At 38.1% G+C, this 16,113-nt stretch carries 14 protein-coding genes; 4 read left to right on the top strand and 10 right to left on the bottom strand.

Annotated elements, in window-relative coordinates:
• Positions 1 to 34 precede the first annotated feature (34 nt).
• Positions 35 to 589, top strand: coding sequence for a cupin domain-containing protein (locus tag RMY32_RS15050; RefSeq protein WP_322708922.1), 555 nt, complete (start codon positions 35 to 37; stop codon positions 587 to 589).
• 30 nt (positions 590 to 619) lie between these two features.
• Here the strand turns inward: RMY32_RS15050 and RMY32_RS15055 are convergent, their stop codons facing one another.
• The 8 genes from RMY32_RS15055 to RMY32_RS15090 all read right to left on the bottom strand — a co-directional run bounded on the left by RMY32_RS15055 (position 620) and on the right by RMY32_RS15090 (position 10,564).
• Complete coding sequence (locus tag RMY32_RS15055; protein WP_322708923.1) at positions 620 to 1,669, bottom strand: glycosyltransferase family 2 protein; 1,050 nt, start codon at positions 1,667 to 1,669, stop codon at positions 620 to 622.
• A gap of 111 nt (positions 1,670 to 1,780) precedes the next feature.
• The gene (locus tag RMY32_RS15060; RefSeq protein ID WP_322708924.1) at positions 1,781 to 2,803 is read right to left on the bottom strand and encodes a glycosyltransferase family 2 protein; all 1,023 of its coding nucleotides are present in this window, start codon (positions 2,801 to 2,803) and stop codon (positions 1,781 to 1,783) included.
• 379 nt (positions 2,804 to 3,182) lie between these two features.
• Entirely contained in the window at positions 3,183 to 4,172 is a 990-nt protein-coding gene (locus RMY32_RS15065) for a glycosyltransferase family 2 protein (protein WP_322708925.1), read from the bottom strand.
• Positions 4,173 to 4,241: 69 nt separating this feature from the next.
• Positions 4,242 to 5,210, bottom strand: coding sequence for a glycosyltransferase family 2 protein (locus RMY32_RS15070; RefSeq protein WP_322708926.1), 969 nt, complete (start codon positions 5,208 to 5,210; stop codon positions 4,242 to 4,244).
• 131 nt (positions 5,211 to 5,341) lie between these two features.
• Positions 5,342 to 6,406 (bottom strand): polysaccharide pyruvyl transferase family protein, encoded by a 1,065-nt coding sequence (locus tag RMY32_RS15075; RefSeq protein ID WP_322708927.1) that lies wholly within the window; start codon positions 6,404 to 6,406, stop codon positions 5,342 to 5,344.
• 101 nt (positions 6,407 to 6,507) lie between these two features.
• Positions 6,508 to 7,779, bottom strand: coding sequence for a lipopolysaccharide biosynthesis protein (locus RMY32_RS15080; RefSeq protein ID WP_322708928.1), 1,272 nt, complete (start codon positions 7,777 to 7,779; stop codon positions 6,508 to 6,510).
• Between the two features lie 47 nt (positions 7,780 to 7,826).
• The gene (locus RMY32_RS15085; protein ID WP_322708929.1) at positions 7,827 to 9,119 is read right to left on the bottom strand and encodes an O-antigen ligase family protein; all 1,293 of its coding nucleotides are present in this window, start codon (positions 9,117 to 9,119) and stop codon (positions 7,827 to 7,829) included.
• Positions 9,116 to 10,564: a hypothetical protein gene (locus RMY32_RS15090; protein ID WP_322708930.1), complete on the bottom strand. Its 1,449-nt coding sequence runs from the start codon at positions 10,562 to 10,564 to the stop codon at positions 9,116 to 9,118. Before RMY32_RS15090 ends, RMY32_RS15085 begins: the two co-directional genes overlap by 4 nt.
• Before the next feature lie 373 nt (positions 10,565 to 10,937).
• Here RMY32_RS15090 and RMY32_RS15095 point away from each other — a divergent pair, with 373 nt between their 5' ends.
• The 3 genes from RMY32_RS15095 (at position 10,938) to RMY32_RS15105 (ending at position 15,584) form a co-directional block, all read left to right on the top strand.
• Positions 10,938 to 13,076: a hypothetical protein gene (locus tag RMY32_RS15095; RefSeq protein ID WP_322708931.1), complete on the top strand. Its 2,139-nt coding sequence runs from the start codon at positions 10,938 to 10,940 to the stop codon at positions 13,074 to 13,076.
• Positions 13,077 to 13,462: 386 nt separating this feature from the next.
• A complete protein-coding gene (locus RMY32_RS15100; protein WP_322708932.1) occupies positions 13,463 to 14,914 on the top strand; it encodes an ATP-binding protein in 1,452 nt (483 codons plus the stop codon).
• Complete coding sequence (locus RMY32_RS15105) at positions 14,904 to 15,584, top strand: response regulator transcription factor (RefSeq protein ID WP_322708933.1); 681 nt, start codon at positions 14,904 to 14,906, stop codon at positions 15,582 to 15,584. Before RMY32_RS15100 ends, RMY32_RS15105 begins: the two co-directional genes overlap by 11 nt.
• Positions 15,585 to 15,586: 2 nt before the next feature.
• On the opposite strand, the gene RMY32_RS15110 is transcribed toward RMY32_RS15105, so the two are convergent.
• Positions 15,587 to 15,880, bottom strand: a complete 294-nt coding sequence (locus RMY32_RS15110) for a hypothetical protein (protein WP_322708934.1) — start codon at positions 15,878 to 15,880, stop codon at positions 15,587 to 15,589.
• A gap of 34 nt (positions 15,881 to 15,914) precedes the next feature.
• Positions 15,915 to 16,052, bottom strand: a complete 138-nt coding sequence (locus RMY32_RS15115) for a hypothetical protein (protein ID WP_322708935.1) — start codon at positions 16,050 to 16,052, stop codon at positions 15,915 to 15,917.
• Between the last annotated feature and the right edge of the window lie 61 nt (positions 16,053 to 16,113).

A 16,113-nucleotide genomic window follows, 5' to 3' on the forward strand; every position in this document is an offset into this window, starting at 1 on the left:
ATACTCTTCTTAACAGTTAATTAGTCTTTTTGTCATGGCTAACCTACTACTTAACGACGGTACGATTGAGAGCGATTTAGACGAAATAGCTCGCGAACTTGCACCTCTTGGCATTCAACTCAAACACTACGACCCAGGAACATCGCTACTCTTCCCTAATCTGCTAGACCAGGACGTTTTAACTGAGACCGAGAAACGTTATTACGTAGAACTCCATAACAGCGTTTTTGAATTTCTTCAGCAAGAAAATGGCGCTCTCTGGTGTGACTTACTAAATGTGCATCCAGGTTCGTTCAATCTTCACCATCTGATTGCCACCTACGGTCGTTACCATACTCATCCTGCGCCTGAACCCCTCTATGTGTTGTCAGGAGAAATGATTTATGGTTTCGTGCGACCTGATGGCAGTCAAGTACAGCTTTTAGTTCAGGCACAAGACTATCTCTATATCCCCGCTGGCGTTGAGCATTGGTGCAGCCCAACTGCATTGTTGAATTTCAAAGGGATACGCTATTTTGCAATTGCAGAAGGTTGGGTTCCCAATTATACAGGAACTCAAGTGAGTGATTCGAGCCAAAAGCCGCGTTAAAGCTTATTTATACACGTCCTTTGGGCGAACTCATGAAATCGCGTTGCTCCCCCCTAAGCCTTGTGAAATGCGCTGTCTTTGCGTATACCCTGTAGTTTTTAAAGCAACAGTCTCAATTCGACTGTAAAGGAACTGGGGCAAAAGCCGAAGGAAATAGGCCGCTCCCAGAGTCAAAAGTGTACGGCGTGGTTCTTTAGAGAGAATATGCCAGTTGGTTGCTAATGCTCGATTCACCAACTTCACAGCCATTTCACCATCTTGCAAACTGACTGCTCTACGCGCTAAGTACCGCAACTGGTAAGCTCTAGCCAGTGTTTCCCATTGATTAACTATTTCTGGGGCGTATAAACGTGCCCTAGAGATTGCCAATTCCCAAGAATCTAACTGCTTGAGTAAGTTAGCTGATAGTCCCCCTGAATTTACCCTATATAAAGTCAAAGCTTCAGGAATACCCTCTATTTGCAGATCGCTCTTAACAGACATCCGAAACCAACATTCAACATCTGTTGAGTCACCATTAGTATGACGCGATCGCTCATCGAAATAAAAATTTTCAACTGTACCGTAAAGATTGTCTTGGAATTCAATAGCTTCAAAAACTTCTCTTCTAATTACTGCTACCGAACCATTGCTGACTGGATTGCGGCAAAGGATAATCGCTGGAGTTATTCCCTGCATCTGAGGCATTTGATAAATACCTAAAGGGTTGCCATTATCATCAATAAAAGCAGAGCGACTAAAGCTTACCCCGACATTAGGCGAATTATCTAAATGCTTAACGTGTTTTTCTAATTTTTCTGGCAACCATAAGTCATCAGCATCTAAAAGAGTTAAATATTCTCCCTGTGCATGGCGAATACCAGTGTTTCTTGCCCCAGGTAGACCCCGATTCTTTTGACGAATAATTTTAATTCTAGGGTCTGTAAATTGCTGACAAATTTCTATACTTTTGTCAGGAGTACCATCATCAATAATTAAAATCTCGAAGTTTTCGTAAGTTTGTTCAAGAGCCGATCGCAGTGTAGCAGCTATATATTTTTCTGCTTTGTAAACCGGAATAATGATAGAAACTTTTTTCATTGTTGACTATTCCCATTGATTTATTTAATTTAATTAATATTTAATTAAATTTACTATGCGCTATGCAAGAAATATAATTATGCTTTAGGCATAGAAAATTCTTAATTATTTCTAGATATTTTCTTGAAGAATACGACGTTTTTGGTTAGCCCCTACTATATTATTTGAAACCAAAGCTTCAAATTTATTGTAAACATTTTGAGGTAAGAGTAAAAGTAAATAAGCTGCTACCAGTGTCAAAATTGTACTTTTCGGATTTTCAATAAGAATATGCCAATCAGCTATTAACGCTCGATTAATTAATTTTACAGCCATTGACCCTTCTCGTAGTCTTACAGCATTACGAGCTAAATACTGCAACTGGTAAGCTCTAGCAAGTGTTTCCCCTTGAGTAAAAATTTCTGGAGCGTAGGAGCGTGTCTTTTCAATTAGCTTTTCCCAAAAATCTAACTGCTTGAGCATATTTGCTGAAAGCCCTTTTGAATTAACCCGATACAAAGTCAAGGGTTCTGGAATGCCCTCTATTTGCCAATTGCTTTTAATGGAAATACGAATCCAAAATTCGTTATCTTCTGATTGGAGTAAGCGTTCATCAAAATAACAATCTTCATTAGTTCCATAAAGATTATCTTGGAATTTAATTGCTTCCAGAACTTCTCTGCGCATTACCGCAGCCGAGCCATTACCAATCGGATTGCAACTGAGTAAATAGGATGGCGTGATTTCTTTAAGCTTGGGCATCTGATACGTACCTAAAGCTTGTCCAGCTTCATCAATAAAAGCAGAACGACTGAAGCTAACACCGACTGCTGGTGAATTTTCTAAGTGAGCAATCTGTTTTTCTAACTTTTCTGGCAACCAAAGATCGTCTCCATCCAAAAAAGCTAAATATTCTCCTTGAGCATGGCGAATACCAGTATTCCTAGCTCCAGATACTCCTCGATTTGACTGGCGAATAATTTTAATTCTGGGGTCAGTAAATTGCTGACAAATATTTATACTCCTGTCCAAAGAAGCATCATCGATAATTAGAAGCTCGAAATTTGTATAGGTTTGCTCAAGAACAGATTGTACAGTAGCAGCTATATATTTCTCGACTCCATAAACCGGAATAATTACAGAAACTTTTTTCATTTTTCAGACTGACTTTAGTTTCAGTTTGCTCTCAGGTTTTACTGGTAGTACAGTAATCTTTGATATGGCAATGGGAATACTATCTGATGGATACGATCGCACCTTCTAGTGATAGCATCTAAAAAAGTGATATATTTATCCATCTGGCTATCCGTCTAGTTAGAGGACAAATCCCACTTCTTAAGTTTTCACCAGATAATGTAAGATATTCCTTCTAGTATTCCTTACTTAAAGCAATTAATGTATTTAATAATACATTTTATGCTGCGTGTGGATAGTCTGATTGAAATTCTTAATAAGCGATCGCTCCACCATTATCCAGAATAAGACTGAGTAACTATCCCATTGAGTTACCAAGTGGCAAGTACTACAACTTACCTCAACCGATTCTTTTTTCATGAATATTTAATTTTTGAACATAAGCAACGCGAATTTTACTAATAATCTGGAGCAAGTATGCAGAAATATTTTCTACAAGTATTTTTTTCAACAACAATTTAACAATTAGCTTTTGAGTTTCCTTTTCCAGGAGAATTTTTGGATATAGCTGAACTGCCTTCCCTAATTTTTTACTTGCTTTTTCAACTCCTTCATCACCTGTAATTCTTGTTAAGCAGAGCCGACAAGAATATCGGTAAACATAAGCTAAACTATGATTTTTCAAGATTTGAATTTCTGGCGATCCTGATTGAAAAGCTCGCTCCAATACTTGGAACTGACAATCTTCCATAAATTCAATTTTAGATGACATTGAATTTGAAGATTGACGATAAAAAATCTGCGGTTTGCTAACTACAACAAACGACCATTTTGCAGCTAAACGCAGCCAATAATCCCAATCTGCTGCTCCTGATACTGAAGGTTCAAACTCTCCTACAGATTCAATTGCTTGCTTACAGATTAAGGGATTTGAACCACTAGCAATAAAGTTCCAGGTTAATAAATTCGCCAAAACATCACCTTGGAACAAAATTGGCCGATCCAAATGGCAATTTCCAGTTTGTTCATCCATAAAATAAGTCCAGCTATAAGCAACACCTGCCTCTGGATTTTTCTGCAAAGCTTCTAACTGAAGTTCTAGCTTATCGGCTGTCCATAAATCGTCAGCATCAAGAAAGGCTATAAAATCTCCTTTAGCATGAGAAATACCACGATTACGAGCTACTGATAAACCTCCATTCTCATAGGAAAAGACTTGTATCCGACTATCTTTCAACTCATCCAGTAGCTTGAGAGTTCCGTCTGTTGAACCATCATTGATTACAATTATTTCAAAATCAGAAAAAGTTTGTTGTTGTACTGAGACAATTGTATCGACAATTGTGCGCTCAGAATTATAAGCGGGAATAATGACAGATATAGTTGGCATATGATTTCAATAAGTTGCTAAATTCTACTAACTAATTAGTATCAACAAGTTGCTTTCTAATAACAGCCTCTATTGCAGCTTTGGAACTGCAACAGACCTAGCCAAAGAAAAAGGTCGAGTCAAGTACTTAGCAATTTGAGGAGAAAAGACTTGCATTACTAGCCATTTCATTAAATAACGCTGAGTTACTCTTTCTCGCAAAATCTGAGGATATAAAGAAACCATCTTCCACAATTTACGACCAGCTTGGTTAACCTGTTCTCTATTAGTTACATGAGCCAGTTCCATACCCGTTAAATATTGATAGATATTTGCTAGGCTTTGATTTTTAAGATTTTGTAACTCTGGCGGTGCTGCTTGAAAGCCTCTCTCCAAGACAATAAGCAAATATTTCTCCATTTTCTCAACTTTAGTTGACATAGATTTTGAAGAGTGACGATAGAGAATTTGAGGTTTGGGAACTACTGCAAAATCCCAGTGCTGTGCTACACGAAACCAATAATCCCAATCTTCCACCGAAGAAAGAGTTGGGTCGAATTCTCCAGCAGATTCAATTGCTTGTTTACGAATTAAAGGATTGGAACCATTAGAAATAAAGTTACTGAGTAATAATTTGTCATACACATTACCTTTATAGACTACATTATGACCAGGATGAAAAATCTCTGCTGTTTCACTCATGTTTAGAGTCCAGCTATAAGCAAGTCCTGCCTCTGGATGTTTTTGCAATGCTGCTAGTTGTAGCTCTAATTTATCAGGTGTCCATAAGTCATCAGCATCGAGAAATGCCATAAACTCTCCAGTGGCATGAAAAATACCACGATTACGAGCTACTGATAGACCAGCATTGCTGTATGAAAAAATCTTGAGACGAGAATCTTCAATAGTTTTCAATAGGTCTAAAGTCCGGTCAGTTGAGCCATCATTAATAACAATTAGCTCAAAATCAGAAAAGGTTTGTTGAAGAACGGATTTTATTGTTTCTAAAATAGTGCGTTCAGCATTGTAAGTGGGAATAATAACGGATATAGTTGTCACGTCGCTTCGCTCCAAATTCAAAATTCAAAATTCAAAATTCAAAATTAATGATCCCTATAAATAAATTTAGTTGCTCTGTATCATGAGTCGTTTTCGGTCATAGAGTTTAACCAGATGGAAAGTAGAAAGAGTTAGTTTGGGAATAGTTCCAAGAGTTCTTGTGCAGCCACCTGAATTTGTGAAGATTCTTTTATAAATCTGCAAAAGGGAATTGAGTAAGTCCAAGCTTGATAAAATGCCTCATTTTTATGGTAAGCATTAGGTAGAAAGACATGAGGAATACCCATAAGAATGCAGAGAATATGTCCGTGCAGGCGGTTTGTAATAATTAGACGATGCTGCTTGAATTGATACATTCCATGATGCATATAACTTAAAGATTTAAGATGCATTGAGGAGTTATATAAGCTATTGAATCCAAAGGAATAATGATGGAAGTATTTCCAAAGATGTCGATATATCCACTCACCAGGAATCACTGTGCCTTTTTGCAAGCCTTCCCGAATTCGCTCCATACGTTCAGTTGTGTCATATTTGAAAGAAGTCCAATCTTCTACAACTAAATTAGGGAGATCGATAGAAGTCTGAGAATTACTTTGATTCAACTCTTTGTCATTTCTATAGTGATATAAAATAGAGTTACTACGGTTAGACCTAGATAAGAGTCCACGTAGGTTGACCATTTCAAAAGCCATATCAGGTGCTTTAATTACCTGACAGTTGTAGAAATATTTTAGAGCAAGTTCATAGCTGTATTCGTCACGCACAAACAAAGTCAAATTAGGATGTGAATTGAATACATTTGCTGCTTCTATTAAATTGCTTTGATCAACAAAATAAATACTTTGTGGTAGGATAACTATTGGTCGATCTTGGTATTTGGAAATAATCTGTTCGCGAAATTTTTGATGAGCAGTCCAAAGATCGCCTAAATTCCCTCCTCCTTGCAGGAAAATAGGAGATTTTCCAATTCTATCTTCCATTACTTTGCTAGAAAAGTTATTAGGGCTAGCAGTATATTTAATTTTTGTTTTTCGCACATTGATTAAATAAAGTACAGTACCTAAGGCAATCAGATGATCGCCAATATTAGGATAATCAGGATAGTCTAATAATGCACACTCTGGAAATGTCTCTAATTTTTCTAGTGATTTATGCAGAAGTTCTTTTAGCTGTTCCGGTTGGGTGGTAGTCATTAATTTTAGTTCCTCGTTATCATTCGTTATGTTGCAATGAATGAGTGTAGCTAGCAAAAGGTATTTTTCTAAAAAGCCAAATTTTTATTTAGCTTTAATTTTTATTTTGCAACTGATAAAGATTGAGTTCTAGATAAAACATATTTACTAGCCCAAATGCTGTAAAGAGGTAATGCTAATATATGAGCCATGAACACCGCAACAGCTACCCAAAAAATTCCCCATTTCACAGCTACTAGTAATGAGATTGTAAAAATCACAGTAAAAATTAAGTTCCAATAAAGATTAATATGACTTTTATCTACAGAGTTAAGTAACATAGAAGCGCCATCAGCAAATGGGCGTGGTATGGCTGACAAGCAGATAACTATCAATATTGGAATTGCTGTTACCCATTTTTGCCCAAAAATAATTGGTACATAAAATGGAGCTAGGCTTGACTGTAGCAAAACCAATGGAAATACAATTAAGGCAAATGTTTTGAGGCTACTAAAATAACGTTCTCGAAGCTGCTTAACGTTTCTCCGAGCAGCACAAAGATGGGGGTATAAAGACCAAGTCATTGTATTTATGACATTCATGCTGATTCCTAAGCCAGCATTGAAAGCGAAATAGTAAATTCCTAGCGCCTGGACTCCTAAAAAACGTCCAATAATCAGGTAATCAAGATTAGCTCTTAGCTTATTTAGTAACTCAACGCCAAGAATATTTCTCGCATAACTAACAACTTCTTGCCACTTGTTAAAACTAAGGAACATGGTAGGTCGCCAAGAATGATTCATCAGATTAATAACAATCCATACTGGAGTCGTTATAACAATAGGTACAACAACAGCCCACATTCCCATCCCTAATAGAGCTAAACCTATAGTGAGAATATTGATTAGGAACGACTGAGTAGCATTGCATAATGCTATAATTTTTAGGCGGTTCTCTCGCTGGATTAAAGCAGACTGAACTGCAAAAATTGGCAGCATTAAGTAGACTAATGCCATTATGCAGATAGGTAAGATAACTTGGTTATTACTATAAAACCAAGCTATCGGAAAAGCGGCAGTACACTGAATAATAAACATTACTCCGCATAGTATCCAATTAAGCCAGTAAGATGTCTGACAAATAATTTTTAGATCCTTTTCTGATGCCTGAATAATCTTAGATCCAATTCCAGCTCTTAAGGTAAAAACAGTTGCAAATTCATTAGTAGTCAAAACAATTGCAATCAATCCATAATCGTAGGGATTTAACAGGTGAGATAAAGTAATTGTTGTTCCCAATCGGAAAACACGATTTGCTAACTCTGCTCCACCCATCCAACCAATATTACGCAAATATTGACTAGATACTTTTTGCCTTAGCTTTTTGATTAACATGAGGGTATTCTTCAGAGATAATTATATATTTTTTATCAAGTTAAAATTTAAATGTAAGCGGCTTCAGGCATCTTCTTAATAAAAGAATTAGGAGGTTTAACTTCTTTTTTAAATGCAATTCCCATGATAATTAAACCGGGATAGTATAAGTAAGATAAAGCCTCTTGACTATCATTAAATGTAAAAAGTAATAAAGTGATCAGAAAATACAATGCCACCCTGGCAATTGTGCTTTTCTCTGCTTTAATCAGCAAAACTATAAAACTCAATAAAATTGGTACTAAAAAAGCAATAAAGCCAACTATTCCTTTAACAAACAAAAGACCAAACCAAGTATGGTGAGAGCCGATAGGCATTTCTGCTAATGCTTTAGGCCCTGGTGCTTCTCGAAAACCATGACCCCAGATAGGAGCTTCTTTCCATTTCTCCAAAGCAATTACACCTAAAGCTTCATGCACTCGTGAAGAGTCCGGTCTAGCATTATAAAATGCTTCTTTAACATTTTTAATAGTAGTAACAAGTGCCGTGCTAAAAATACCTGCTAAAAAGCTAACAAATCCGAGCGCAATTTGCGTAGTAGGTTTAGTAATTTTTGTCAGCAACAAAACTAATATGAAAACTATTGGTAAAGCTATAAAAGATAAGCGCGAAACAGATACTATACTCATCGCTAAAGAGCCAGCTATACCAATCCAGCGCCACTTGTTGTTACGTTCTTCAAGAGCAAGAAAGAAGTAGATGTTTCCAATAAGACCGAGCGCAGGTGCCCAAGGTGCAAATAGAAATAGACGGACATTATTCGTACCGTAATCACTACCATAAAGATTTACATTGTAAAAAAGCTCTCCATTCTGGATTAATCTTTCAATTGGAGAAGAATATAAGTGTGCGGGCAAATGTAGTATCCAAGCTAGATAAAAAAAGGGAATTAAAATCAAACTTTGAAGGCATAAAATACAGACGGCTCTATAGATTAATTGTGGTCGAATATTGAGACAGCCGCTTAATGGAAATAGTGCTAGCAAAGCCCAATCTGTAAACCAATTAATTAATGACCTAAGAGTTTGATTTGTACCTACATCATAATTTATACAGCCGACAATTGTAGCGATCGCTATTACCAAAATAGAGACAATCCAAACCCAATGTATCCAATAAACTTTGATTCTTTTTTCAATACTAGTGTGCGCTGTTTGGCTCCACAACCGCTTACATAGGTAAAAAAACAGTATCCAAGCTAATAAAAAATTTATAGGATATAAAATACCAATAAAATAAAACACATAGGTACTAATTATCCAATACCAAACAAGACTTTCTTCAAAGTTTTGAGGTTTCATTGTTCCATTCTTTTCCTCTCTGTACTCATCGTCTTATCAGATATTAAATTTTTACGTTCGCGCCACCAAAGTAACACCAGTCCAAGGGATACGAAAAGGGAGCCGAAAGTTGAACCTAGCAAAACCAATTTATCTTTTGGGGAACTTGGGTTCTCAGGTAATGTAGGCTGTATAACAAGTTGAATCAGTGGATAAGATCCAAAAGTATTCGACTTACCAATATCCAGTCTGGTCAAATTTGAAGAAAAGACCGCTCCAGCAATTTGCGTATTTCGCTTCAACGAATCCAAGGTGCTTTCCAACTGTGTTAACTTTTTGAGCCTACTCTCAAGCTGGTTAATCTGTTGTTCTATTGCTTGAGCTTGAGCAGTGAATCCCTTTTGGTCTGCCTGAACTATAACTAGTTCTTGGGAAAGAGCGTCTCGAGGAACGTTGTTACCAGAGTTATTGCTACTAAGGCTTAATTGCTTTAGAACTGCCAAAGTGAATTTTCGTCCTAAAAGAGACTGACCTCGAACTAGCAGGGCCTCTTGAGCAGCGTCTCTTTTCGCTTTCTCTGTAATTAATGTCGGATGGCTAGGCAGAAATTTGGATTCTAAAACTATCACAGAAGCGCTAGCATCACTATAATTTTTTAAGTTTTGTTGAAATATCTGGTCTGTTTGAAGGGTAAAAGCATCTGTAGCTTGTCCAGCAGATAGTTTTAAATTATTCGATAATTGTGCCAAACGAGTAGTAGCCTGTTGCTGTTGACCGATTATTTCAGCTCGTTGTCTGCGGAGCTGTTCAATGTTGGTTGTCAAATCCTTAATTTGATCTTCAGAGTTCAAACCCGAACGTGCTTTGTAATCGGAAAGCCGCTTATGAGCATCTGCTAATTTTTTTTGCGAAGAAATCAGGGATGTTTGATAACCTATATCTCTTTGAACAGCTTCTTGATTTCGTAGCTTGTTGAGTCTTGTTTGCAAGGCTTTGTAAAAAGCTAAAGATTTATTTCGAGCTTCCTGGGGACTCGCGCCTTGAAAGTCAACGCTCATCATCGAAGTATTAATTATTAGCTTGAGCCGAGGTTTGCCAAACTCTTCTAAAGACATATTAAGTTGATCTGCTGCCGCTTTTAATATCGGGTCGCTTTCAGCAATAAATTTATAAATTTCTCTTGGATCTTGAGAAGAAAGAGCAGCGTATGGAGACACATTTTCATAATTAGCATAGCCAATGTCTGGTAAATTAATATTGGCATTTGACCATGCTCCTGGCAGATTAATAGCTGAAGAACTAGTGTAGGTCGGTGGTGTAAGTTTTAGATAAAGAAAAGTTGCAGCCCAAAATGCAATGTTGGTTGTTATACCTATAAGTAAGTAACGCTGCCAACATCCTTTTCTCGCTACTAATTTTCTCAAACTGCTAGGGTAACCCGCAGAGATTTCTGTATGATTGGCCATTAAAAATCCTCTAAAGTCGGGAACTGGCTGCGGAATTACAAAGTCTAGGTGGGTTTTGCGATTCGCCTAAGTAAACTTACAGGATCGTACTACATTGTTACTTAAAAATTGATTAATAATTCTTAGTAAAGTTTCCTTCCTAAACAGCAATGACAAAACCGCCTGATGGTCAATATTGCATCCATGCAGACAGCATCCTCTGGGGTTCAATAAAATTATCCACCCGGATATCCACTTAGTACCGCAAGGCAAAATTCAAAATTCAAAATTAATACAGCGTAAGCGTTTCATTGATTTTGAATGGGTGTACCTGATTTACTTGACTTTAATTTACTTCCTGTAACGTCAATTAAAATAAACACGTGCAAATATCATGAAAATAGCAATGAGCGATCGCCGTTTCTGGAGACTGCTAGGGAAAACAATTTGTATTGCTATAGTTGCGCTGGCTATTGTCGTCACAATTACACCCCTCAAGTCTAGTTGGAGTACTACATCAAGGTATCACTGGACTAACGTCTCTATCGGAGGAGGTGGTTATGTTACAGGCATTTATTTGCATCCACAAGAGCGAAATTTAGCCTACATCAGAACTGATATGGGTGGCTTTTATCGTTGGAATTCAAAAGACTACAAATGGATGCCGCTAACAGATATATTTAGCTTGCAATACAGCAATTACTACGGAGGAGAAGCCTTAGCACTTGACCCAAATAACCCAGATATTGTATACATAGCAGCAGGTAAATATACTACCAACCGGGGTAGATTAGGAACAATTTTTAAATCGAGCGATCGCGGTCAAACCTGGAATAAGCTGAAAATAGACTTGCCAATGGGCGGCAATGAAAATAAACGTTGGCTCGGAGAGAGGCTAGCCGTTAATCCCTTTAATTCCAATGTTATTTTATTTGGCTCGCGATTGAATGGGCTATGGAAGTCTTCAGATAGTGGTACAACATGGGGCAAGGTTAGCTCTTTTCCCGAAAAGCCGGAAACAAAGATTGGAATTACAGGTATTGTATTTAGCAAAAATGTATCTGAACTACTCTATGCCAATGCCTATGGAGATGGCATATATGAATCCACTGATGCGGGTGTTACCTGGAGCAAAATACCAGGAAGTCCATCAAAAGTGAATCGAATGGCTCTGGCAAAAGACAAAGTTCTGTATGTAACGCATAAGTCAGGTGTCAGCAAATATGCAAACAGTATTTGGAGCGATATCACACCAAGTAACGCGAAAACTACATTTAATGCCATTGCTGTAGATCCAAACAATCCCAATCATCTTTTAATTGTTTATGACCAGTATGTTTCCACAACAAACAATCGTGTCATATTTGAATCTACTGATGGTGGAGCTACATGGCAAGAGAAAAAGCATACTTTGAAACCTCAAGTGCCCTGGTGGCCTAAGTGGTTTTTTGCCTCCTCAACCTCAGCGATTGAGTTTGACCCAAAAACTGCTGGACGATTATGGTTAACAGACTGGTATGGAACATGGCGGACAGATAACATCAACGCAGAGTCATCTGTTTGGTCAAACTATGAAAAAGGACACGAGCAGCTAGTTAGCTTCGCCCTAGTCTCACCTCGAAGTGGCTCTAAATTGTTGAGCGGTGTTGCTGATACGGATGGGTTTGACCACAGCAATGGGCTAGATGTCTACCCATCTACGCAGTTTGGTGGCAAAAATAGTCCTCGGTTCCAGGATACCTATGGTCTTGCTTATAGCGAAAGCAATCCTTCACAAATGGTACGTGTTGGTGGTAATCGATGGAACAATACTTATACGGGAGCAACTTCGCAAGATGGGGGACTGACATGGAAACAATTTTCCTCGTTTCCGAAGAACACAATCCCGTTGCGTGTAGCCATGTCAGCAACAAATTCAAATCTATTTGTCGCAATTATTAATCAAGGACAGCCTATTCGTACAACCAATGGCGGATGTTCTTGGAGCAAAGTATCAGGATTACCCAAAGGCCCCAAAGGCCCGTGGTACTGGGGTCAACCATTAGTAGCTGACAAATTAGATGGCAACACTTTTTACTACTACAGTGGTGGCAAGTTATACCGCAGTAAGAACGGAGGCGCATCCTTTAAGATTGTAAACTCATTATTGCCTTCTGAAAGTTGGTCTATGCTCAAAACAGTTCCGGGGGTTAATGGCGAAGTTTGGCTCAGTCTTAATTCTCACGGACTTTATCGCTCAACAAATGGCGGTGTGAAATTTGCCCAGATTCTTAAAGTGAAAAAAGCTTATTTATTCGCCCTTGGTAAGGCACAGAAGGGAAGCAAAATTCCTGCACTGTATTTGTATGGGGAAATTGCTGGTATGGGCGAAGGAGTATTTCGCTCTCTCGACAAAGGAAAAACATGGATAAATATCGCCTATTTACACCAACCTATGGGCAATGAGCCTAATGTCATGGAGGCTAGCTGGCAGAAATTTGGACTAGTCTTTATTGGCACTAATGGTAGAGGAATCTACTATGGGACTCCGTAAATAATACTACTCTATACTTATTTCATGTAACTGACAGTTGCATGAAACTCACGAAGCTAAAAAATTATTAATTTTTATACATTATGTTAATTTTTGTAAAAAATGTAGTAGTATGTTTTTGCGACATTATTTAATACAGTTGAGTTGTTAATATGAAGGATATTGATATGTAATAGATGTATAGTTAACGCTTTTGAATGATAGCTGAACACCAGCAAAGCTTTTGCAGTACTGGTGTATAGAGGTGTTAAGTAGTATTCTAGGTAACTTAATTAAGGTGGTAGAGATATTAAATAGTGATAGCTATTAGCTTGATACCTTTCTTAATTCACTCATCTAGGAAAGGTAATTTTTTAAACCCTCTGCATACTAGTATTTTACTACTAGTGTTCTTTTTATTTGGACAGCAAGTCTTCAACCTCTTGATTGCACACCTAAATCATGAGGCATATAACCAGATAACCCATGCTTTATTCATAGGGCGAGAAGGAGAACGTTTACTCAATGCTGTAATAGATAATCAAGAAAAAGGTTTTCTAGAAAATTCTAATCAGGGACGAACTAATGCTATAAATTATCGTCAGAAAAAGCCCAGCTTCCACAACAGCTTCAACCATCTGTACAATCTCGTACAAGACAACCCTGCTCAAATAAAGCAACTCGATAAAATTAAATATATCTATAACCAGTGGCAAAGGGAGTTGAAGCAAAAAGCGCTTTCTGGTTCTGTAAGGAATTCTGCTTTGACAAAAAGCACTTTATTTGATTCTTTGCATAACGAGATTGAGAAACTCATTCAGCACGAAGAGATGCTTTTGAGAGTTCGCAAAAATCGTATACAGCTCTTGAATAGTATTAACACTGCGATCAATATTTTCAGCACATTAATCATTTTATTAATAGCAATTTTAAATCTCCAGTTGTTGCATTGGCGAGTCAAACTTCCATTAAACAAATTGACACAAGTTTGTAAACTTTGGCAAGCGGGACAAATGGAAGTGCAACTATCCCATTCTTCTGTAGATGAGATCGGGCAACTAGCTGGAGTGCTTAACGCGATCGCTGATAAGACTCGTCACCGTCAACAAAGTATTGAGGTGCGTAACCAACAGCTTGAAGATATGATATCTGCACTTTCCCATGACCTACGTATTCCTTTACTTGCGACTCGTAACACTTTAGACTGTATGCTCAGAGGAGCTTTTGGTTCAGTCAATGACACTTGGAAGGAAGTTTTTGAAGAGTACCATGAAGCTAATGAGGATCTGCTTAAGCTTGTAGAACTCCTTTTAGATATCTCCCGTTATGAAGCAGGCAGTGCTTGTTTAATGTGCGATCGCCTAAACTGGGAAAAGATTTTAATTAAAGTAATTAGTCAGATAAAAGCAACATCTACACGTGAGTTAGCCTTCATTTGTAAAACTTCTCAATTGCTACCAGTTGTATATGGTGATGAACTAGAAATTCAAAGAGTTTTACAAAACTTACTTGATAACGCTGTGCGGGTAAGTAAGCCTAATGGAGAAATTCTGATTGAGATAATGCCTTATGAACAAGAGCAAGTGCGGATTTCGGTGCGCGATTACGGTTTGGGAATTGCACCGCAAGCTCAGGAAAAGCTGTTCCACCGCTTTATTCAAGGACGAAGGCATCGTGGAAGAAGTGGGCTTGGTTTGTACTTATGTCGTCAAATTATTGAGGCTCACGGAGGAAACATTGGTGTTGAAAGTTCTCTTGGAGAAGGAAGTACTTTCTGGTTTACTCTCCCAAGTGCCATAAATCAAGTTGATAGTAACGACGAACAGAATACAACCAAATGTAGCAATAATGATACCTAATATTAACGAAAATAAAACTGTGCGGATTTTATTAGTTGACGATCACGCTTTAATCCGCCGAGGGATGAAAGGGCAATTTAGCCTAGAACCTGGTTTTAGTATAGTTGGAGAAGCATTGGACGGTGGAGAGGCTGTTGAATTAGCTAGTCAACTCCAACCAGATGTAGTTTTAATGGATATCGATCTACCAGTTATGGATGGGATTACAGCCACCCAGCACATAAAAAGTAACTGCTTGACTACTTGTGTTCTAGCCTTAAGTGCCTTCGACGACGATATCCAGGTTATGGGGATGCTTGCAGCTGGTGCTGATGGTTACTGTCTTAAAACCATTGAATGGGAACAGCTCATCGCCGTTATTCAATTGATACTTCAAGGTGGTGCTTATTTAGATCCTCTAATCGCTCAAAAAGTTGCTCGGATGCTTAGGTCAACCGCTATCGCTCCCGATGTTCCTGTATCTCAGGTAATAGCGCAACCTATTCTCAGTAATCGCGAACGCGAGATTCTTAAACTTATTGCACAGGGGCGCTCAAACCAGCAGATTGCAAACCAACTCTACCTCTCACTCGGAACCGTCAAGTCTTATGTACGTATGGTTCTCAACAAACTTAGCGTTGACGATCGCGTTCAAGCAGCAGCTTTAGCTGTACGCCAAGGGCTGATTTAAGCTTAGAGGAATTTATGTAAACAGTCAGATAATTCTGTCAAAGTGGTAGCCAGTGGTGAGATGTTATTCACGAGTTGTTCTGACCACAAAATGTAAGGCTGAAGTAGTTGATGCTGGAATTGCTCAGGTATGGGTAGACATAGCACCAATACATGAGGTTCAAACAAAGCGATCTCTTCCGGCGTGGGAATACAATAATATGGAAAAACTTCTGCATTTTGTTTTAGGCAATGACTGCTGACGCGCTGCACGGTCATGACATTTTTACCAATAACCATAATTCGGTGTCTTTTCATACATCTACACTTATCTGCAAACGGGAAATGCCTACTATATAACAATGGTTTTAGCGATCGCAAAGGAAGTGCGATGGCGTAACCGTCCAGCGTAGCCGATCGTCAGCGTTGAATGGACGTAACAATAAGGCTTTGGGCGAAGAAGTTGAACTAAATCATCACTTAAGAGCAAAAAGATACAAAGAAGAAAGATTTATTTTTCCCAGACAGGCTCAAGTCATTAACAGATAAAA

The organism is Nostoc sp. ChiSLP03a, from assembly GCF_034531215.2.
GTDB lineage: Bacteria > Cyanobacteriota > Cyanobacteriia > Cyanobacteriales > Nostocaceae > Nostoc.